The organism is Streptomyces sp. NPDC056361 (assembly GCF_042262805.1).
GTDB lineage: Bacteria > Actinomycetota > Actinomycetes > Streptomycetales > Streptomycetaceae > Streptomyces.
This window is the reverse complement of the sequence record NZ_JBHJQI010000006.1, coordinates 60,024-80,999: the sequence shown is the minus strand read 5'-3', so window position 1 is coordinate 80,999 and position 20,976 is coordinate 60,024. Positions and strand designations below refer to the sequence as shown.

16 protein-coding genes are annotated in these 20,976 nt (G+C 72.5%); 3 read left to right on the top strand and 13 right to left on the bottom strand.

The window, feature by feature from the left end; translation table 11 throughout:
- Window positions 1–9 precede the first annotated feature (9 nt).
- From ACFCY7_RS03465 to ACFCY7_RS03425, 9 genes are all read right to left on the bottom strand, one after another.
- On the bottom strand, window positions 10–1,710 hold the full coding sequence (locus tag ACFCY7_RS03465; protein WP_376480916.1) for a proline--tRNA ligase: 1,701 nt from the start codon (window positions 1,708–1,710) through the stop codon (window positions 10–12).
- Between the two features lie 71 nt (window positions 1,711–1,781).
- Window positions 1,782–2,327, bottom strand: a complete 546-nt coding sequence (locus ACFCY7_RS03460; protein ID WP_376480915.1) for a GNAT family N-acetyltransferase — start codon at window positions 2,325–2,327, stop codon at window positions 1,782–1,784.
- Between the two features lie 28 nt (window positions 2,328–2,355).
- Window positions 2,356–3,201: a GNAT family N-acetyltransferase gene (locus ACFCY7_RS03455; protein ID WP_376480913.1), complete on the bottom strand. Its 846-nt coding sequence runs from the start codon at window positions 3,199–3,201 to the stop codon at window positions 2,356–2,358.
- A gap of 153 nt (window positions 3,202–3,354) precedes the next feature.
- Window positions 3,355–4,512: a flavodoxin-dependent (E)-4-hydroxy-3-methylbut-2-enyl-diphosphate synthase gene (ispG, locus tag ACFCY7_RS03450; protein ID WP_376480912.1), complete on the bottom strand. Its 1,158-nt coding sequence runs from the start codon at window positions 4,510–4,512 to the stop codon at window positions 3,355–3,357.
- Between the two features lie 103 nt (window positions 4,513–4,615).
- Window positions 4,616–5,926, bottom strand: coding sequence for an RIP metalloprotease (locus ACFCY7_RS03445; protein ID WP_376480910.1), 1,311 nt, complete (start codon window positions 5,924–5,926; stop codon window positions 4,616–4,618).
- Window positions 5,923–7,173, bottom strand: a complete 1,251-nt coding sequence (dxr, locus tag ACFCY7_RS03440) for a 1-deoxy-D-xylulose-5-phosphate reductoisomerase (protein WP_376480908.1) — start codon at window positions 7,171–7,173, stop codon at window positions 5,923–5,925. Before dxr ends, ACFCY7_RS03445 begins: the two co-directional genes overlap by 4 nt.
- A 66-nt stretch (window positions 7,174–7,239) precedes the next feature.
- A complete protein-coding gene (gene aroA / locus ACFCY7_RS03435; protein ID WP_376480906.1) occupies window positions 7,240–8,487 on the bottom strand; it encodes a 3-phosphoshikimate 1-carboxyvinyltransferase in 1,248 nt (415 codons plus the stop codon).
- A gap of 123 nt (window positions 8,488–8,610) precedes the next feature.
- Window positions 8,611–9,246, bottom strand: coding sequence for a PE-PGRS family protein (locus ACFCY7_RS03430; RefSeq protein WP_376480904.1), 636 nt, complete (start codon window positions 9,244–9,246; stop codon window positions 8,611–8,613).
- Between the two features lie 165 nt (window positions 9,247–9,411).
- Window positions 9,412–11,334 carry an acyl-CoA dehydrogenase family protein gene (locus ACFCY7_RS03425; RefSeq protein ID WP_376480902.1) on the bottom strand — a complete coding sequence of 641 codons (1,923 nt, stop codon included), beginning with the start codon at window positions 11,332–11,334 and terminating at the stop codon, window positions 9,412–9,414.
- Between the two features lie 136 nt (window positions 11,335–11,470).
- Here ACFCY7_RS03425 and ACFCY7_RS03420 point away from each other — a divergent pair, with 136 nt between their 5' ends.
- The gene (locus ACFCY7_RS03420; RefSeq protein WP_376480900.1) at window positions 11,471–11,773 is read left to right on the top strand and encodes a putative quinol monooxygenase; all 303 of its coding nucleotides are present in this window, start codon (window positions 11,471–11,473) and stop codon (window positions 11,771–11,773) included.
- Between the two features lie 196 nt (window positions 11,774–11,969).
- On the opposite strand, the gene ACFCY7_RS03415 is transcribed toward ACFCY7_RS03420, so the two are convergent.
- Both ACFCY7_RS03415 and ACFCY7_RS03410 read right to left on the bottom strand, forming a co-directional pair.
- A complete protein-coding gene (locus ACFCY7_RS03415; RefSeq protein ID WP_376480898.1) occupies window positions 11,970–13,415 on the bottom strand; it encodes an aldehyde dehydrogenase family protein in 1,446 nt (481 codons plus the stop codon).
- Between the two features lie 172 nt (window positions 13,416–13,587).
- The gene (locus ACFCY7_RS03410) at window positions 13,588–14,559 is read right to left on the bottom strand and encodes an EamA family transporter (RefSeq protein WP_376480896.1); all 972 of its coding nucleotides are present in this window, start codon (window positions 14,557–14,559) and stop codon (window positions 13,588–13,590) included.
- A 153-nt stretch (window positions 14,560–14,712) separates the two neighbouring features.
- Between ACFCY7_RS03410 and ACFCY7_RS03405 the strand changes: the two genes are divergently transcribed.
- A complete protein-coding gene (locus ACFCY7_RS03405) occupies window positions 14,713–14,913 on the top strand; it encodes a hypothetical protein (RefSeq protein WP_376480895.1) in 201 nt (66 codons plus the stop codon).
- A 177-nt stretch (window positions 14,914–15,090) separates the two neighbouring features.
- Here the strand turns inward: ACFCY7_RS03405 and ACFCY7_RS03400 are convergent, their stop codons facing one another.
- The gene (locus ACFCY7_RS03400; protein WP_376480893.1) at window positions 15,091–16,644 is read right to left on the bottom strand and encodes a PucR family transcriptional regulator; all 1,554 of its coding nucleotides are present in this window, start codon (window positions 16,642–16,644) and stop codon (window positions 15,091–15,093) included.
- A gap of 127 nt (window positions 16,645–16,771) precedes the next feature.
- Window positions 16,772–19,279, bottom strand: a complete 2,508-nt coding sequence (locus ACFCY7_RS03395; RefSeq protein ID WP_376480891.1) for an ATP/GTP-binding protein — start codon at window positions 19,277–19,279, stop codon at window positions 16,772–16,774.
- Between the two features lie 268 nt (window positions 19,280–19,547).
- Between ACFCY7_RS03395 and gabT the strand changes: the two genes are divergently transcribed.
- Window positions 19,548–20,882: a 4-aminobutyrate--2-oxoglutarate transaminase gene (gene gabT / locus ACFCY7_RS03390; RefSeq protein ID WP_376480889.1), complete on the top strand. Its 1,335-nt coding sequence runs from the start codon at window positions 19,548–19,550 to the stop codon at window positions 20,880–20,882.
- The last annotated feature ends 94 nt before the right edge of the window (window positions 20,883–20,976 follow it).

Here is a 20,976-nt window from a genome sequence, read left to right as displayed (position 1 = left end):
GTGGGTGGGTCAGGCGGTGAGGTGGGTGAGGGCTTCGGCGATGGTGAGTTCCTGGCGGTCGCCGGTGCGGCGGTCCTTGAGTTCGAGGACGCCCTCGGCGGCACGGCGGCCGGCGACGAGGATCTTGGGGACGCCCATGAGCTCGGAGTCGGTGAACTTGACGCCCGGGGAGACGCCGGGGCGGTCGTCGACGAGGACGCGGAGCCCGGCGGCGGCGAGCTTGTCGGAGACCTCGAGCGCGAGCTCGGTCTGGAGGGCCTTGCCGGCGGCGACGACGTGGACGTCGGCGGGGGCGACCTCGGCGGGCCAGCAGAGGCCCTTGTCGTCGGCGGTCTGCTCGGCGAGGGCGGCGACGGCGCGGGAGACGCCGATGCCGTAGGAGCCCATGGTGACGCGGACGGGCTTGCCGTTCTGGCCGAGGACGTCGAGCTTGAGGGCGTCGGCGTACTTGCGGCCGAGCTGGAAGATGTGGCCGATCTCGATGGCGCGGTCCAGCTTGAGGCCGGTGCCGCACTTGGGGCACGGGTCGCCTTCCTGGACGACGACGACGTCGACGTACTCGGTGACCTCGAAGTCGCGGCCCGCGACGACGTTCTTCGCGTGCATCCCGTCCTTGTTGGCGCCCGTGATCCACGCGGTGCCCGGCGCGATGCGGGGGTCGGCGATGTAGGTGACCTTGTCGAGGCCCTGGGGGCCGACGTAGCCGCGGACGAGGTCGGGGCGGGCGGCGAAGTCGGTCTCGGTGACCAGCTCGACGGCGGCGGGGGCGAAGTGCGCCTCGACCTTGTCCATGTCGACCTCGCGGTCGCCGGGGACGCCGACGGCGACGATCTCGCCGTCGACCTTCACGAGGAGGTTCTTCAGGGTGGCGGAGGCCGGCACGCCCAGCGAGGCGGCGAGCGTCTCGATCGTGGGGGTGTCGGGGGTGGGGATCTCCTCGGCGGCGGGGACCGAGGCGGCGTCGACCGTCTTGACCGCCTGGTAGACGGCCTCGGTGTTCGCCGCGAAGTCGCAGTTCGGGCAGTCGGCGAAGGTGTCCTCGCCGGCCTCGGCGGGGGCGAGGAACTCCTCGGACTTCGAGCCGCCCATCGCGCCCGCGGTGGCGGCGCAGATGCGGTAGTCGAGGCCGAGGCGCTCGAAGACGCGCTGGTAGGCCTGGCGGTGCAGGGCGTAGGACTGGGCGAGGCCCTCGTCCTCGGTGTCGAAGGAGTAGGAGTCCTTCATGAGGAACTCGCGGCCGCGGAGGATGCCGGCCCGGGGGCGGGCCTCGTCGCGGAACTTCGTCTGGATCTGGTACAGGATGACCGGCAGGTCCTTGTACGAGGAGCACTGGTCCTTGACCAGGAGGGTGAAGATCTCCTCGTGGGTCGGGCCGAGGAGGTAGTCGCCGCCCTTGCGGTCCTGGAGGCGGAACAGCTCGGCGCCGTACTCCTCCCAGCGGCCGGTCGCCTCGTAGGGCTCGCGGGGCAGGAGGGCGGGGAGGGAGACCTCCTGGGCGCCGATGGCGTCCATCTCCTCGCGGACGATGCGCTCGACGTTGGCGAGGACCTTCTTGCCGAGGGGCAGCCAGCTCCAGATGCCGGCGGCGGTGCGGCGGACGTAGCCCGCGCGGACGAGGAGCTTGTGGCTGAGGACCTCGGCGTCCGCCGGGTCGTCGCGCAGCGTCTTCGCCATCAACTGGGACATGCGCTGGACCGGTGCGTTGGCCATGATTCTCGTACTCCTGCCGGGACTGACGTTGATGGCCCCGAGGTTAGCCGGGCCGCCCCTGGTCGGAGAAATCAGTTCCGGCGCAGCAGCGGCAGCGGCGCGCCCATCACGGCGTACGGGCGGGCGGCGCTCGGGAAGTGCACCTGGCGGGCGAGGTCGCGGTAGCCGAGGGTGCGGTAGAGGCCGCGGGCCGGGGAGTCGATGTCGATCGCGGAGAGGATCGAGCGGGGTTCCGCGGCGCCGTCGGTGATGGTCGTGATCAGTTCCCGGCCCACGCCCCGGCCCTGGAAGTCCGGGTGGACGTGCAGTTCGGTGATGACGAAGGAGTCGTCGAGCCAGTCGGCGGTGCCGGTGGCCCGGAGGTACGACTCGACGACGGTGGACCACCAGTGGGTGCGGTCGTTGGGCATGCCGTACACGAAGCCGACGAGCCGGCCGTCGGGGGTGGTGGCCCCGTAGGCGCGGGCGCCGGGGCTGAGCAGGTGGCGCAGCACGATGTGGCGGCGCACGGCGACCTCGCCCGCGTCCAGGCCGAAGGCGAGCGCCTGTACGTCGAGGGCCTCGTCCACCCGGGCGGCGAGATTGACCGGCCCGATCACGACCTCTGCGTCATCCATGCGGCGCACCCTACAAGCGGCCGGGGCCTCAGAACAGCACGCTCATGAAGGCGCCCGTCTCGCGGAAGCCGACTCGGCGGTACGCGGCCCTCGCGGGGGTGTTGTAGTCGTTGACGTACAGGCTCACGACGGGTGCGACGTCCGCCAGGGCGTACTGGAGCACGGCGGCCATGCCGGTCTCGGACAGGCCCTTGCCGCGGTGCTCGGGGGCGACCCAGACGCCCTGGATCTGGCAGGCCTGGCGGGTCGCGGCGCCGATCTCGGCCTTGAAGACGACCTTGCCGTCCTCGATGCGGGCGAAGGAGCGGCCCGCCCCGACCAGCTCGGCGACCCGGGCCTGGTAGAGGAGTCCCCCGTCGTTGGCGAGCGGGGAGATGCCGACCTCCTCGGTGAACATGGCCACGCAGGCGGGCATGATCGCCTCCATCTCGTCCTTGCGGACGCGGCGCACGAGCGCGTCGGGGGTGACGGTGGCGGAGGGCTCCTCGGTGACCATCAGCGGCTGGCGGGCCCTGACGTCCCGGGCGGGGCCCCAGCTGGGCTCCAGGAGCCGCCAGAGTTCGGCGGTGGGTTCGGCCGGGCCGACGATCGACGAGCAGCGGCGGCCGATCCTGCGGGCCCGTTCGGCGAAGGCGCGGACGGCCTCGGGGGTCGCGCAGATGGGCACGAGGTTGGCGCCGGAGTAGCAGAGGGAGCGCAGTCTGCCCTCGGTGTACCAGCCCCACATCTCGCCCCCGAGCCGCCAGGGGTCGAGCCCCGCGACCTGGACGCGCGCGGCCACGAAGGCGTTCTCGACGGGGGCGCTCTCCAGGACGGCGAGCGCGGCGCCGAGGTCGGCGGGTTCGAGGACCCGGGTGGTCGTCTGTGTCAACACGAGGGGGCCTCACGGTGCGGTCTGCTGGTCTCCGCACTGTACCCCCGTGCCCTGAGCGAGGGGCCGCCCCGCATGCGCGAAGCCCCTCCGCCCGGTGGGGTGGAGGGGCTTCGCGCATGCGGTGGAGGGCGGGCGCCGTCGGCGTCCGCGGTGTCAGACGCCGATGGCGACGGTCGGCTCGCCGCTGGCGATGCCGTCCTTCTCCATCTGCTCGGCGATCTTGAGCGCCTCTTCGATGAGGGTCTCGACGATCTTCGACTCGGGGACGGTCTTGATGACCTCGCCCTTCACGAAGATCTGGCCCTTGCCGTTGCCGGAGGCGACGCCGAGGTCGGCCTCGCGGGCCTCGCCGGGGCCGTTGACGACGCAGCCCATGACGGCGACGCGCAGCGGGACGGTCATGCCGTCGAGGCCGGCGGTGACCTCCTCGGCGAGCTTGTAGACGTCGACCTGGGCGCGGCCGCAGGACGGGCAGGAGACGATCTCCAGGCGGCGCTGGCGCAGGTTCAGCGACTCCAGGATCTGGATGCCGACCTTGATCTCCTCGACCGGCGGGGCGGAGAGCGAGACGCGGATGGTGTCGCCGATGCCCTGGGAGAGCAGCGCGCCGAAGGCGACGGCCGACTTGATGGTGCCCTGGAAGGCCGGACCGGCCTCGGTGACGCCGAGGTGCAGCGGGTAGTCGGACTGGGCCGCGAGCTGGCGGTAGGCCTCGACCATCACGACCGGGTCGTTGTGCTTGACCGAGATCTTGATGTCGCGGAAGCCGTGCTCCTCGAAGAGGGACGCCTCCCAGAGGGCGGACTCGACGAGCGCCTCGGGGGTGGCCTTGCCGTACTTCTTCAGGAGCCGCGCGTCGAGCGAACCGGCGTTGACGCCGATGCGGATCGGGGTGCCGGCGTCGCCGGCCGCCTTGGCGATCTCCTTGACCTTGTCGTCGAACTGCTTGATGTTGCCCGGGTTGACGCGGACGGCCGCGCAGCCGGCGTCGATCGCGGCGAAGACGTACTTCGGCTGGAAGTGGATGTCGGCGATGACGGGGATCGACGACTTCCGGGCGATGGTGGCGAGCGCGTCGGCGTCGTCCTGGGTGGGACAGGCGACGCGCACGATCTGGCAGCCGGAGGCGGTGAGCTCGGCGATCTGCTGGAGCGTGGCGCCGATGTCGGACGTGCGGGTCGTGGTCATCGACTGCACGGAGACGGGGGCGTCACCGCCGACGGCCACGCTGCCGACCTGGATCTGGCGGCTCTTGCGCCGCTCGGCGAGCCGGGTCGGGACGGTCGGGATACCGAGAGAAATCGCGGTCATCTTTTGTGCAACCTCAAGGTTGTGCGTCGGCGGGCTCAGGTCTCCGAGGTTACCGCCCCGGGGGCGGGGGGCCGGACACGACAAGGTCCGGCCCCCCTGTGGGCTACGTGATCTTCACCGGGTTGACGATGTCGGCGGCGAGGACGAGCAGGGTGAAGCAGACGAAGACGCCGGCCACCACGTAGGCGGCGGGCATCAGCTTGGCCACGTCGAACGGGCCGGGGTCGGGGCGCTTGAAGATCCGGGCCGTGTGACGGCGTACGGACTCCCACAGGGCGCCCGCGATGTGGCCGCCGTCGAGCGGCAGCAGCGGGAGCATGTTGAACAGGAACAGCGAGACGTTGAACATGACCAGCAGGTTCATGAACATCACGAGGATCGTCGTCGGCGGCGCCTCGACGGTCATCAGCTCGCCGGTGATCCTGGCGGCGCCGAGCACGCCCACCGGGGAGTCCTCGGCGCGCTCGCCGTCGCCGAAGGTGGCGTCCCAGAGGCCGGGGATCTTGCCCGGGAGGGCGATCACCGAGTGGACGCCGTTCTCCATGAGGTCGGTCATCCGCTCGGTGGTCTCGCCGAAGCTGAGCGGCGCCACCTCGGACTTCGGCTGGAAGCCGAGGTAACCGGCCTTGACGTACGCGACGGGCCGGACGACGTTGCCGTCGGCGTCCTTCTTCTCGACCTCGTTGGAGACGAGGGTGGGGTGCAGGTCGATCCGCTGCCCGTTCCGCTCGACGGTGAGCGTGGCGGGGCCGATGGCGGCGTTGCGGATGCTGTCGGAGAGGGCGTCCCAGTCGTTCACCGTCCGCCCGTTCAGGGCGAGGATCTTGTCCCCGTCCTTCAGGCCGGCCGCGAACGCCGGGGAGACCGGGTCGCCCGCCCGGCACTCCTTGCGCTCGTCGCTCAGCTTGAGGACGCACTTCTGGACGCCCGCGACCTGGGTCGTCGGACCCGCGACGCCCAGCGTCATCATCGAGCCGAAGAACAGCGCCGCCGCCAGGACCAGGTTCATGAACGGTCCGGCGAACATCACGATGACGCGCTTCCACGGCTTGCGCGTGTAGAAGAGCCGGGTCTCGTCGCCGGGCTGGAGTTCCTCGTACGAGGCCTCGCGGGCGTCCTCGATCATGGAGCGCCACGGCGAGGTGGAGCGGGCCTCGATCTTGCCGTCCTCGCCGGGCGGGAACATGCCGATCATGCGGATGTAGCCGCCGGCCGGGATGGCCTTGATGCCGTACTCGGTCTCGCCGCGCTTCTTCGACCAGATGGTGGGGCCGAAGCCGACCATGTACTGCGGCACGCGGATGCCGAAGAGCTTGGCCGTGGAGAGGTGCCCGAGCTCGTGCCACGCGATGGAGACGAGGAGGCCGAGGGCGAACAGCACGATGCCCAGGGCGTACAGGAGCATTTCGGTCATGCGCGGGCCTCCGCTGTTGCCTTCGCTGCGAGCTCACGGGCCCGGGCGCGTGCCCAGGTCTCCGCTTCGAGGACGTCCGACACCGTGAGCGAGGTTCCCTTGCCGGGCTGCCCGTGCTCGGTGACGACGGCAGTGACGGTATCCATGATTCCGTTGAAGGGCAGCCGTCCGGCGAGAAACGCCTCGACGCACTCCTCGTTCGCCGCGTTGAAGACGGCGGGGGCCGTGCCGCCCAGCGTGCCGACGTGCCGGGCCAGGCCGACGGACGGGAAGGCCTCCGTGTCGAGCGGGAAGAACTCCCAGGTGGAGGCCTTGGTCCAGTCGAAGGCCGGGGCCGCGTCCGGGACCCGCTCCGGCCAGCCGATGCCGATGGCGATGGGGCCGCGCATGTCCGGCGGGGTCGCCTGGGCGAGCGTCGAACCGTCCGAGAACTCGACCATCGAGTGGACGTACGACTGGGGGTGGACGACGACCTCGATGCGGTCGAAGGGGATGTCGTAGAGCAGGTGGGCCTCGATGACCTCCAGGCCCTTGTTCACCAGGGTCGCGCTGTTGACCGTGATCACCGGGCCCATCGCCCAGGTCGGGTGGGCGAGCGCGTCCTCGCGGGTGACGTCGGCCAGCTGCTCCCTCGTACGACCGCGGAACGGGCCGCCGGAGGCCGTGACGACCAGCTTGCGGACGTCGGCCCGGGTGCCGGCGGCGAGCGCCTGGAAGAGGGCCGCGTGCTCGGAGTCGACCGGGATGATCTGCCCCGGCTTGGCGAGCGCCTTCACCAGCGGGCCGCCGACGATCAGCGACTCCTTGTTGGCGAGGGCGAGCGTGCGGCCGGCTTCGAGGGCGGCGAGGGTCGGCGCGAGGCCGATGGAGCCGGTGATGCCGTTGAGCACCGTGTGGCACGGCGAGGCCGCCAGCCGGGTCGCCGCGTCGGGGCCCGCCAGGAGCTCCGGCAGCGGCTCCGCGCCGTACAGCGCCTTCAGCGCGTCCCGCAGCTCCGGCAGCACCTCCTCCCGGGCGACGGCGACCGCCGCGACCTTCAACCGGTGCGCCTGCTCGGCGAGCAGTCCGACCCGGCCGCCGGAAGCGGCCAGGGCGGTGACCCGGAAACGGTCGGGGTTGCGCAGCACCAGGTCGATGGCCTGCGTGCCGATGGACCCGGTCGAGCCGAGGACGACGATGTCCCGGCGTCCTTCGGATACGTCGAAGGCGATGTGCGGGTCGGCGAGAGGAGAGGGGCGGTCGCTCATGCCCCCCATTCTTGCCGCAAAGACTGTGCGGTCCTCACGGGGTGCGGTGTTTGCGGGGCGTCGCCTTCACCCCGTACGGACGAAGCCGTCGAAGGCCCGGTGGAAATCGGGGAACGTCTTCTTCACGCATCCCGGGTCGTCGAAGGTGATCCCGGGCGTGCGCAGCGCCGTCACCGCGAACGACATGACGATCCGGTGGTCGCCGTGCGTGGCGATCTCGACCGGTCCGGCGGGGGCGCCGGGGTCGATCTCGATCCAGTCCGGGCCGGTCCGCACGGTGACGCCGAGGCGGCGGAGGTTCTCCGCGCAGGCGTCGAGCCGGTCGCACTCCTTGACCCGCGTGTTCGCCACGTCCTCGATCCGGACCGTCCCGTCGGCGAACGGCGCGATGGCGGCCAGCGTCGGCATCGTGTCCGAGATGTCCCGCATGTTGACCGTCAGGCCGCGCAGCCCGCCGGTGGACCGGACGGTCGTCGCGGCGTCGGTGATCTCGACGTCGGCGCCCATGCGGCGCAGCACGTCGACGAACGCCAGGTCGCCCTGGAGCGCGCCGGTGCCGAGCCCCGGCACGGTGACGGACCGGCCCGGTTCGAGGGCCGCGGCGGCGAAGAAGTAGCTGGCGGTGGAGGCGTCGGGCTCGATGCCGTACGTCCGCGCCCGGTAGCCGGTGGGAGCCACCCGGTACGTACGCCCCTCCCGGCCGTCCTCCCGCGTGACCTCAGCGCCGAAGCTCCGCATCATCGCCAGCGTGATCTCGACGTACGGCTCCGAGACCAGGTCCGTGACGGTGATGTCGAGGCCCTCCGCGGTGAGCGGGCCCAGCATGAGCAGGGCCGTCAGGTACTGCGAGGACTGCCCCGCGTCGAGGGTCAGCGCCCCGCCCTTCACGCCGTGCGCGTGGACGTCGAGCGGGTGGTGCCCCTCCTTCTCGCCGTGCCGCAGGTCGACGCCGAGCGTGCGCAGGGCCGCCGTCAGCGGGGCCAGGGGCCGTCGCCGCATCTGCGCGGAGGCATCGAAGCGGTAGGTGCCGTGGCCCGCGGCGGCGAGGGTGGGCAGGAAGCGGGCGGTGGTGGCGCCGTCGCGGCAGTAGACGTCGGCGGACTCCGCGCCGGGTCCCGCGGGGCGGCCCTCGATGTGCCAGGCGTCGTCCTCGCGGCGGACGGCGTAGCCGAGGGCGGTGAGGCCCTCGGCGAAGCCCTCGGTGTCGTCGGAGACGAGCGGCTTGAGGAGGGTCGTCGTGCCCTCCGCTGCCGCGGCGAGGAACAGCGCGCGGGCGGTGACGGACTTGGATCCGGGGATGTCGATGACGGTCACGCCCCCATCCTGCCGCCCCGTCCCGCCGGGCGGACCCGCGTCCCGCATCGCGGAACGCCGTGCGCCGTGCGTCGTGCGCCGAGGCGTGGCGCCCCGAGCCCGGCATGATCGGGAAGACACCCCTCAGGGGTGTCGCCCCTCGACCGGGTCGCCCAGCTGGACCGGCGCCCACTTGGCGGGGGATCCCTCCTGGGCCTCCACGCACAGGTAGAGGCGGCAGGTCACCGTGTCGTCGCTCAGGACGACGAGCTGGCCGAGCCGCCCCGCGGCGGGCAGGGGCGGGGCGGAACCCGGGTCGTCGGACAGGTGGGGCGTGAGCTCGATCTGGGCCGCCTTCCCGGAACTGAAGACGCCGCCGACCTCGGTATCGGACTGGGCGCGCAGACCGGTCTCCGTCTTGCTCTGCGCGACGACTCCGGGACCGTCCTCGCTCTCCCCGACCACACCGGCACCGGTCGCCTGCGCCACTCCGTGGACACCCTCGGCGAAGAGGGTCTCGCCCCGCACACCGGTCGCCCCGCGGCCGCGGACGCCGCACAGGGAACCGCGACCGGTCACGCCGATCTCGCCGAAACCGGCCACGCCGGGAGAGTGCGCGGACTGGTCGCCCACGCCGAGCACGCCCGCGCGCGCCTTCCCCTCCAGGACCGGGTCGCGGTGGGCCGGACGGGCGTAACCGGCGACTCCGGTCACCCCCTCGCCGATCAGGCCGGTGGTGTCGTCGGAGGCCGTCTCGGCCCGCGCGTCGGTGTCCGCCATCGTTGGTCTCTCCTGGTGTCCCGGTTCCGTGGGCCTGCCTCCCTCACGCTAGGAGGAGCACCGGGGCGCGACCATCGGGGCTGCTCCGAGCGGCCGAGCCGGGGGATGAACGCGCGGGCGGGTGGAACGGGCGCTCAGGGGATGCGGTACTCAGAGGCTGCGGCGTCAGGGGATGCGGCGGTGGACGTTCTCCTGGGTCGACGGCCCCGGTGCGGCGTCCGCGATCCAGGGCCCGTCGTCGCCGGGGTCGACGATGCCCTCCTCCAGCCAGGTGTAGCGGCCGGCGAGCACCCCGTCGGCGACCCGGCGGTCGAGGTCGTCGGTGTTGGACCAGAGGTGGGTGAAGAGGTCGTCGACACGGAGGCGGGCCTGGCGGCAGAAGGCGTCGGCGAGCTGGTGGGCCTCGCGGCCGTGGTCGGTGGTGGTGCGGAGGAGTTCGGCGCGGACGCAGGCCGCGCTCATGGCGAAGAGTTCGGCGCCGATGTCGACGATCCGGCCGAGGAAGGCCTGCTTGAGCTCCATGCGGCCCTGCCAGCGGGACATGGCGTAGAAGGTGGAGCGGGCGAGTTTGCGGGAGGTGCGTTCGATGTACCGGAGGTGGGTGGCGAGGTCGCCGAACTCCGCGTACGTGCCGGGGAGTTGCCCGGGACCGGCAACGAGTCCGGGCAGCCAGCGGGCGTAGAAGCCGCCGGCGCGGGCACCGGCCCTGGCCTTGTCGGCGAGGGAGGTGTCGGGGTCGATGAGGTCGCCGGCGACGGAGAGGTGGGCGTCGACGGCCTCGCGGGCGATCAGCAGGTGCATGATCTCGGTGGAGCCCTCGAAGATGCGGTTGATCCGGAGGTCGCGGAGCACCTGCTCGGCGGGGACGGCGCGTTCGCCGCGGGCGGCGAGGGAGTCGGCGGTCTCGTAGCCGCGGCCGCCGCGGATCTGGACGAGTTCGTCGGCGATCAGCCAGGCCTTCTCGGAGCCGTACAGCTTGGCGAGGGCGGCCTCGATGCGGATGTCGTTGCGGTCCTCGTCGGCCAGTTGGGAGGCGAGGTCGACGACGGCTTCCAGGGCGAACGCGGTGGCGGCGATGAAGGAGATCTTGGTGCCGACGGCCTCGTGGCGGGCGACGGGCTTGCCCCACTGCTCACGCACGGCGGACCATTCGCGGGCGATCCTCAGACACCATTTGGCGGCGCCCGCGCAGGCCGCGGGGAGGGAGAGCCGACCGGTGTTGAGCGTGGTGAGGGCGATCTTGAGGCCGGCGCCCTCGGGGCCGATGCGGTGGGCCGCCGGGACCCGGACGCCGTGGAAGCGCGTGACGCCGTTCTCCAGGCCGCGCAGCCCCATGAAGGCGTTGCGGTGCTCGACGGTGATGCCGGGGGCGTCCGCCTCGACGACGAAGGCGGTGATGCCGCCGGGGTGGCCTTCGGACACGGGCACGCGGGCCATGACGACGAGCAGGTCGGCGACGACCCCGTTGGTGGTCCACAGCTTGACCCCGTCGAGGACGTACGCGTCGCCGTCGGGCACGGCGGCGGTGGCCAGCCGGGCGGGGTCGGACCCGACGTCCGGCTCGGTGAGCAGGAAGGCCGAGAGGTCCGTACGGGCGAGTCGGGGCAGGAAGGCGTCCTTCTGCTCCTGGGTGCCGAAGAGCTTGAGCGGCTGCGGTACGCCGATCGACTGGTGTGCGGAGAGCAGGGCGCCGACGGCGGGGCTGGCGGAGCCGACGAGGGCGAGCGCGCGGTTGTAGTACAGCTGGGTGAGTCCGAGGCCGCCGTACGCCGGGTCGATCTTCATCCCGAGCGCGCCGATCTCCTTGAGTCCGGCGATCGTCTCGTCGGGGATCCGGGCCTCGCGTTCGATGCGGGCCCCGTCGATCCGCGTCTCGCAGAAGGTGCGCAGGGTCGCGAGGAACGCCTCTCCCCGCCGTACGTCCTCGTCCGCGGGGAGCGGATGGGGATGGACGAGGTCCAGCCGGAACCGGCCGAGGAAGAGCTCCTTGGCGAAGCTCGGCTTGTGCCAGTCCCGCTCGCGCGCCGCCTCGGCCGTCTGCCGGGCCTCGCGTTCGGTGACCTTGGGCCGCTGGGTGGGTGCGGTCATGGACGCCTCCTGGGGCTTCCTGTCCGTCGTACCCGATAACCGCGGGTTCGGAAAGACGGCGGGAGCGAGGAGGTCCCGGGTGTCCGCGTGGCGAAATGCCCGGCCGTCCGCGACGCGTGCCGTCTAGGGTCCCGGCATGTCTCAGCCGATCAAGCTCATCATCCACATCACCACCCTGCCGGGCCGGGGCGCGGAGCAGGTGGCCGCCTTCACGTCCCTCGCGCCGCTGGTACGGGCCGAGGAGGGGTGCCTCCGCTACGACCTGTACCGGGTGGCGGACGACCCCGACCGCTTCGTCCTGATCGAACGCTGGGCCTCGGCCGAAGCGCTCGCCGCACACGACGCGACCCCGCACATGACGGCCGCGGACGCCGCTAACAAGGCGTTCCGCGCCGGGCCGGCCGAGGTCGTCCGGCTGGTCGACGCTCCCGTGGCCTGACGAGAGCCTGCGGGTGGTCTGGCCGAGGGCCCGACGAGGCTCCGGGAAGCTCCGGGGAGTCCGGGAAGCCCCGGGAAGTCCCGAGTCCGGGGAAGTCCGGGGAAGTCCGGGAGGGCTCACGTAAGGGGAACGCCGAAAGGCGGTCCGAGCCCCCGCACAGTGGGCTCGGACCGCCTGGTCCGGTGAGGCGTACGCCTTAGAGGGCGAGGCCCGTCAGGACGAGCACGCGCTCGTAGGTGTAGTCGTCCATCGCGAACTTGACGCCCTCGCGGCCGACGCCGGAGCGCTTGGCACCGCCGTACGGCATCTGGTCGGCACGGTACGAGGGGACGTCGCCGACGATCACGCCGCCGACCTCGAGGGCGCGGTGGGCGCGGAACGCGGTCTGCAGGTCGTGGGTGAAGACACCGGCCTGGAGACCGAAGTCCGAGTCGTTGACCGCGGCGAACGCCTCGGCCTCGCCGTCGACCTGCGCGATGGTGAGGACCGGGCCGAAGACCTCGGCGCGGGCCAGGGTGACGCCGGCTGGCAGGTCGGTGAGGACGGTCGGGGCGTAGGTCGCACCCTCGCGCTTGCCGCCGGTGAGGAGCTTGGCGCCGGCCGCGACGGCCTCGTCGACCCAGGACTCGACGCGCTGGGCGGCGGCCTCGTCGACGAGCGGGCCGACGTCGGTGGCGGCGTCGGACGGGTCACCGGCGACCTGGGCCTCGACGGCGGCGACGATCTTCGGCAGCAGGCGGTCGTGGACGGAGGAGTCGACGATCACGCGCTGGACGGAGATGCAGGACTGGCCGCCCTGGTAGTTCGAGAAGGTCGCGATGCGGCTCGCGGCCCAGTCCAGGTCGGCCTCGGAGGACCAGTCGGACAGGACGACGGCCGCGGCGTTGCCGCCGAGCTCCAGCGTGCAGTGCTTGTGCGGCACGGACTGCTGGATGGCGTAACCGACCTTGTCGGAGCCGGTGAAGGAGATGACCGGGAGGCGCTCGTCCTGGACGAGGGCCGGCATGCGGTCGTTCGGCACGGTCAGGATCGACCAGGAGCCGGCCGGCAGGTCGGTCTCGGCCAGGATCTCGCCCAGGATCAGGGAGGAGATCGGCGTCGACGGGGCCGGCTTGAGGATGATCGGGGCGCCGACGGCGATGGCCGGGGCGACCTTGTGGGCGCTGAGGTTCAGCGGGAAGTTGAACGGCGCGATGCCGAGGACGACGCCCTTGGGGATGCGGCGGGTGAGGGCGAGGCGGCCCGCGCCGCCGGCCTCGGTGTCCAGGCGCTGGGCCTCGCCGGCGTTCCAGCGGCGGGCCTCCTCGGCGGCGAAACGGAAGACGGAGACGGCACGGCCGACCTCACCGCGGGCCCACTTGATGGGCTTGCCGTTCTCGGCGGAGATCAGCAGCGCGATCTCCTCGGTCCGCTCGGCGAGCCGCTTCGACACGTGGTCGAGGGCGGCGGCGCGGACGTGCGCCGGGGTCGCGGCGAACTCGTCGACGACGGCGTGCGCGGCGGCGACGGCCTCTTCGACCTGGGCCTCGGTGGGCACGCTGACCTTGCCGACCAGACGTCCGTCGAAGGAGTTCGTGACGTCGAAGGTGGCGTCGCCGGTGGCCTCGCGGCCGGCAAGCCAGAAGGCGTGGGTGGTCGTCATTGCGTCCCGGCCCTTTCCGTTTCGGATGATGCGAGCGATTGCTCTCGTGACACGTTAGGGCCGGGGCGGCGGGCGTGGGCTTGTCCGGTGTGGAGTGGTGGGGTGAAAGCCCTGTCCGAATTGGCCGAAGGGACCGGCGGCACCCGCCCGCCACCGGCCCCTCGCCCTCGGGTCACCCGCGGCGTTCGGTCGAGACGATCAGGCACACCCCGCCGACGACGATCGCGCCGCCGAGCAGGAGCGGCCAGGTCAGGGCCTCGTTCAGGACGAGGGCGCCGAGGAACACGGCGACGACCGGGTTCACGTAGGCGTAGGTGGCGACGAGCGAGAGCGGTGCGGCCTGCAGGAGCCAGGCGTACGCCGTGAACGCGAGCAGCGAGCCGAAGAGGATCAGATACGCGAGCGCCGCCCACGAGCGCCCCGATATCGCGGTCACGTCGAGGCCGTGCTGCTCGCCCCGCACGAAGCCGATCACGAGCCCGGCGATGCCGCCGGCGACCATCTCGTACGCGCTGGCCGTGAACGGGTTCGCGGGCATGGGCAGGCGGGAGGACGAGAACGAGCCGATCGACCACAGCAGGGTCGCGGCGATGACCAGGACCACGCCCCCGATCTTCACCTCGCCGCTCAGACCGGGCAGCGTGAGGACCGCGAGGCCGGCGAGGCCGAGCAGGACGCCGCCGACGGCGCCGAGGCCGGGGCGCTCGCCCGTGGAGGCGCGCAGGATGACGACCCAGGCGGGCACGACGGCGATGAGGAGCGCGGCGAGGCTGGAGGGGATGGAGGTCTCGGCGAGGACCACGAGACCGTTGCCGCCGGGGATGAGGAGCAGACCGATCAGCACCGCGGAACCGAGCTGCCTGCGGGTGACCTTCAGCGCGGCGGGACCCTGACGCCAGGCGATGATCCCCGCGAGCAGCAGCCCCGCGGTGATGAAGCGGGTGCCGGAGGAGAGGAAGGGCGGCATCGTCTCGACCGCGATCCGGATGCCGAGGTAGGTCGACCCCCACACGACGTACACGATGCCGAGCGCGGCCCACACGGCGCCGGTGATCCGGCGCGCGGGCACCGCCGCCGTCGCGGTGGGAACTTCGGGAGCGGCCTTGTGTGCCTCGGGTGCCGGATCCACGGCGGGGCTTGTCATGCTCAGGAGACTAGGGAGTCTCCTGCCGAATGACCAAGAAAACTGCCCGGATTCGGGCAGGGATGCCGCAATACGGGCGGCCCCACCGCCCGCGACCCCCACCCCATCGAGTGACAGGATGACCCCGACCGCAGGACCACCAGGGGGAAGACCATGATCCTTTTCGTTCTCATCGCCGTCGTCGCACTCGCCGCCACCGGCTGCGTCTGCGTCGTCTGGGCCGCCCGCGGCGGCCCCCGCTGGGTCCGTGCCGTCGCCACCCTCACCCTCCTCGGCGGCGAGGTCGTCCGCGACGGCCGCCGGCGCGGCCTGCGAGGGGGCGGCGACCAGAGCGGGCGCGACGGGGACGGGTAGCGCCGGCGACGGGTGAAGGCCGGGGGCGGGGCGGGGCGGGGCACGCCGATGGATGACGCCCGGGGGCGACGACCCGAAGGCCACGCCGGGAAAGCGCTCGTCCGCTACTCCGTGCCCCTACTCCCCGTGCCCCTACTCCCCGTGTTCGTACTCCCCGTGTCCGTACTCCCCGCGCCCTTACTCCGTGCCCTCGCCCGTCGCCTTCAGCGCCAGCCACAGCTCCATGCGCACGTCCGGGTCGTCGAGGGAGCGGCCGAGGATCTCCTCGACGCGGCGCATCCGGTAGCGGAGGGTGTGCCGGTGGACGCCGAGGTCCGCCGCGGCCGCGTCCCACTGGCCGTGCCGGGAGAGCCAGGCGCGCAGGGAGGCGACGAGGTCGCCCCGGCCGGTCGCGTCGTGGTCCCGCAGGGCGCGCAGCATGCCGTCGGCGAAGGCGCGGACGGCGTCGTCGGCGAGGAGCGGGAGGACCGAGCCCGCCGCCAGGTCCTCGTGTTCGACGAGCGCCCTGCCCCGTCGCCGGGCCACCGACAGCGCCTGCTCGGCCTGCTTGAACGCCGTCGCGGCCGCGATCGCGCCGGCCGGCGCGGAGAGCCCGATGACGACGCCCGCGTCGTCCGCGTCCCGCTCCGCGTACCCCTCGCAGGCGGCGACGACCGCGCCCCCGTCCCCTGCGAGGACGACGAGCCGCTGCTCCCCCTCGGGGACGGCGAGGAGCGCCTCCCCCGCCCGGGCGGCCGCCGCTTCCAGGGCCTCGGCGAGCACCGATAGGGGCGGCTCGGCCGCCGCCTCTCCCCCGGCGGGCTCCGCGACGAGCACCCGGAACGGGGCGTCGAGCAGCTCGCCGTACACGTCCCCCGCCACCGCGCGCGCGTGGCCCGCCTCGCCCGTCAGCATCATCTGCAGCACCGCGGCGCCCAGCCGCTGCTCGGCGGCCTGGAGCGAGCGGGAACGTTCCGTCGTCAGGGTGAGCAGGGCGATGGCCGAGTGCACCGCGTACCGCTCGGCGGTCCCCAGGGGTGCGCCCGTGCCGACCGCGAGGGCGCCGCGCACCCGCCGCCCGGTGCCCAGCGACTGGAGTTCGACGCGGTCGTCCGTACCCCCGACGACCGCGCTCGCGGGCGCCGGCCTGTCCCGGAGCCGCTCCACGTCCGCCGTGAGCCGGGCCGCCCGGCGCGCCGCCCACTCCGGCGACACCGCGACCACGGTCCCGGACGTGTCGTACAGCGCCGCCCAACCGTCCACGTGCGCCGCGAGCCGCGCGACCACCGCCTCGGGCCCCTCGGCGAGCGCCGCCCTCGTCAGCTCCCGCTGCGCCTCGAAGCCCGCCGTGACCGCCCGGTACTGGTCCGCGGAGATGGCTGCCGACACCGCCTTGCTGATGGCGAGGAACGGCGTCCTCCGCGGCACCTCCAGGAGCGGCAGGTGCTCCTCCCGCGCCGCGTCGAGCAACGCCGACGGAATCTCCTCGTAGTTCACCCCCACGGCGAAGCCCAGCCCCACCACCCCCGCCCCGAGCAACCGCCGCACATAGCGGCGCATCGCCTCCAGGTCCTCCGCGTCCAACGTCAGCGCCGTCGTCAGCAGCAGCTCCCCGCCCTCCATGTACGGCACCGGGTCGGCGAGCTCGCTCACATGAGCCCACCGCACAGGCGTGTCGAGGCGGTCCTCACCGGCACGGACGATGAGCTTGAGGGCGGAGTGCTGCACAAGCGAGGCGAGGGTGGGCGGCATCGTGGAACCGTCGGACCTTTGAGCGAGGGGGCACCGCTCAGCCGAGCGGCGCCCCCGATTGTGCCAGCCCCGATGGGCACCCGCTCAGCCACACGAACCGACCACTCTCGGCCACAACCTGTACGGGTCAGCCGCGGAGGTCGACGAGCAGCGGCGGCATGTGCTCGCCGCGCACATGCGTGAGGGAGAGCACGGCATGCCCCGGTGGCACCGCATGGGCGAGCTCCGACGCCGACCACCGCTGCCGCTCCACCTCGCGCACGGTGACCGCTTCGGTAGTCACGGCCTTGCCGGTCACCAGCTTGCGCAGGGCATGCAGGGCCCGGGTCATCGGCTGGTCGGCGAAGACCGTGTGATGGGCCACCTCGGTCGTCTCCACCCGTTCGGTGCCCCACGCCTCGGCGAAGGCGCGGCCGTCCCAGGTGGGCAGCCCGGTGAACGCCATCCGGCAGCCGACAGCCGCCAGAAGCGGGCCGTGCAGGGCCTCGGGCACCTCGGCGAGAGTGCGGAGGGCGAGCACCACACCCGCATTCTGCGGGCGCAGTCGCTGGAGCGCCCGTACGGTCCCTGGTGTCAGCGCACCGCTCGCGTCGTCGAGCACCAGGCACGCGAAGTGCCGGCTCCCGGCCCGGTCCCGGGTGACGTGCTGGAATTGGGCGAGCAGCAGCCGGGTGAGCAGGCGCCCTGCCTCCTCGTGGCCCCCAGCCGGCAAGCCGACCCGCACGCGCATCGGGTGCTGGGCCACGGCCCCCAGGGAGAAGGGACGGGCATCGCCCCCGCCTCCGAAGAACTCGGCGAAGACCGGTCGGTCCAGGGCGGTGAGCCGGTCGGCGAGCACGGGCCCCACGTCGGTCGCAGTGCCCACCTGGCGCATCCGGGACTCCAGCTCGCGGCGCATCGCCTGCGCGCCATCGGCCGGCAGCAGGTCGAGCAGCGCCCCAAGGGCCTCACTGCGCGCTTCGAGCAGTTCCCGCAGGACCGGCACGGTCGGGAACTGCCCGTACGCGGCACGGTAGGGGCCGATGAGCTGGGCGAGCACGGTGGCGGCGCGCCGGGTCTCCACACCTTCCATGTCGCCGACGAGTCCCTCGGCGAGGAAGGACGCTGCCTCGTCGGGGTCGACGGCACCGGCGTACAGATCCAGGTCGTACGGGGAGGACGGGTCCCCCGGTCGCACCACGACGTCGAAGGCCTCGTCCGGACCGAGAGGGGCGCTTGCCGCGCCCACGACGACGACGGAGCAGGCGCCGGTGAGGGCCTGGAGGCCGAGCGACTCGACGACGGGCGCGACGAGGGAACGGGTCTTGCCCACGCCTGAGGCGCCCACCGCGAGGAGGGAGGTGCCGAGAAGCCCGAGATCGAGCGCGAGACCGGCACCGTGGTAGGCGCGCGGGGTGCGCTCGAGAACCGCTCCCCGCCCCACACGCACCTGGCCCATGAGCAGGTCGTGGGTGGCCGAACGGTTCGGCAGGTCACGGTCCCCGGACGGATGGGCACCCGCTGCGGCGCCGTTCCGGAGGACGGTCTCGACGAAGGCGGAGCGCCGCTTGGCGTCCTGGCCGCTGTTCTGCCACATGCGGTGGACGCGCGCGCAGTCGACGTCGTTCATCCGTCCGGTGGCCAGTTCACCGGCAAGCAGGTCGGCGGCCCGGTGCTCGCCCTCGGCCCTGAGCTCGGCCCATTGCGAGCGAGGGGTGCCGGGGTCGGCCTGGGTGGCGGGGGACGGGGCGGCGCCGGGGGTGGACCCGGCGCGCCACTGCCGGTAGAGGCTCGCCCACTCGCCGACGCGAGCGAACGGCCAGACGACTGCAGCCGCGATCAGCAGGCGCATTGGGTAGAGGACGAACACCGACGTGGGAATGTCCCAACCGCCGGTGACCAGGGCGAGGAGGCAGAAGACCGGGTTGACGACGGGCAGCGGGGCCCAACCGAGGCCGAGTTGCTCGGAGAAGACGAACGCCAGGACGAGCAGGGCCGCCGCACCCGAGAGCGCGGCGCGCAGGGGCGGACGGCACCGGCCCAGGTAGTGGCGGGCGACCTTGCCCCAGGAGCCGAGGGCACCGATCCCCGCCACGAGACCGACGAACAGGACGCCGTCGAAGACGCTGTGGGCCGCGACGCCCTCCCACCCCTTCGGCGCGGTGGTGAGGGAGTACCACCAGTCGTTCGGGGTGAAGGTCCGCAGGACGACGTCCGCGTACGGAAGCGTGTTGCGCCGCCAGGCCGACCAGACGATCAGTCCCACGGCCGCGGGGAGCAGCATCCCGACGAAGGTGACCGGAGCGAGCCGCGTCTTCTCCTGGGGTGGCGGAACGTGCCGGAACCGCCAGATTCCGAGGCCTGCCTCGGGGCGAGGGGCATCCAGCCACTCGACCACAGCCCCTGGGACCGGCGCTCCCGGAGCGCGGGCCGGGCGGGGCGGTGCGTCCGGCGGTGCCGGGAGTCGTCCGGGGCCTCCCGCCCGAGCGGGGTCCGGGGCCGGGGAGGCGGAGGTGGCGGGGTGCACCTGGTAGGCCGGTCGCGCGGACGGTGGCTGCGGCATCTTGGGAACCGACGCCTCCGTCGGCGGCCCCGCCGGTCGTGGGACCGCGTTCCCCCTGGTGTCGCGTGACTCGTACGTGCCGTCGGTCTCCATGAACCCCTGCCCCCTGACCAGCCAGGTCGCCGCGTCTGTGCCACCGTCAATCTAGTGGGCGGGGACCGCTCGGGAGGGGTTTCGAGAACCCGTTCGGCCGATCACCGGTAAGTCGCTTCCGGGGAGCGGAAGGAGAGGGGGCCATGTCCATCCCGGACAACGACACGCCCCCCACTACTCCCGATAGGCGCATGCCTCACGGGGCCTCCCGCGCCTAGCCTGCGGAGGAAACCCGCAAGTGCGTCCAGAACACCCCCAGGAGCCCCGCATGAACGCTGTCCCGCAGGAGCGGCGCATCGTCACCGCCATCCCCGGCCCGAAGTCGCAGGAGCTTCAGGCCCGCCGTCTCGACACGGTCGCCGGTGGCGTCGGCTCGACGCTGCCCGTCTTCACCGCGCGGGCCGGCGGGGGCATCATCGAGGACGTCGACGGCAACCGTCTGATCGACTTCGGCTCCGGCATCGCCGTGACCTCGGTCGGCGCGTCCGCCGAGGCCGTCGTGCGCCGCGCCGCCGCGCAGCTCCAGGACTTCACCCACACCTGTTTCATGGTGACGCCGTACGAGGGTTACGTGGAGGTTTGCGAGGCGCTGGCCGAGCTGACCCCGGGCGACCACGCCAAGAAGTCCGCGCTGTTCAACTCGGGCGCCGAGGCCGTCGAGAACGCGGTCAAGATCGCCCGCTCGTACACCAAGCGCCAGGCCGTCGTCGTCTTCGACCACGGCTACCACGGCCGTACGAACCTCACCATGGGCATGACGGCGAAGAACATGCCGTACAAGCAGGGCTTCGGTCCGTTCGCGCCCGAGGTCTACCGCGTGCCGGTCGCCTACGGCTACCGCTGGCCCACCGGTGCCGAGAACTGCGGCCCCGAGGCCGCCGCCCAGGCGATCGACAACATCACGAAGCAGATCGGCGCCGAGAACGTCGCCGCGATCGTCATCGAGCCGGTCCTCGGCGAGGGCGGCTTCATCGAGCCGGCCAAGGGCTTCCTGCCGGCGATCGTGAAGTTCGCCAACGACAACGGCATCGTCTTCGTCGCGGACGAGATCCAGTCCGGCTTCTGCCGCACCGGCCAGTGGTTCGCCTGTGAGGACGAGGGCATCGTCCCGGACCTCATCACCACCGCCAAGGGCATCGCGGGCGGTCTGCCGCTCGCCGCCGTCACCGGCCGCGCCGAGATCATGGACTCCGTCCACGGCGGCGGCCTGGGCGGCACCTACGGCGGCAACCCGGTGGCCTGCGCCGCCGCGCTGGGCTCCATCGAGACGATGAAGGAGCTCGACCTCAACGGCAAGGCGCAGCGCATCGAGGAGGTCATGAAGGCCCGTCTGACCGCGATGGCCGAGAAGTTCGACGCCATCGGTGACATCCGCGGCCGCGGCGCCATGATCGCCATCGAGCTGGTCAAGGACCGCGCGACGAAGGAGCCGAACCCGGAGGCCGCGGGCGCGCTCGCGAAGGCCTGCCACGCCGAGGGCGTGCTGGTCCTGACCTGTGGCACCTACGGCAACGTGCTGCGCTTCCTTCCGCCGCTGGTCATGGGCGAGGACCTGCTGAACGAGGGCCTGGACGTCATCGAGAACGCGTTCGCCCAGATCTGAGCCGTCCGGGTCCGACGGACCTGGATCTCATACACGGTGTGAAGACTCTGTGGGGGGCCGATGGCGGGATGCATTTCCCGCTGTCGGCCCCCTC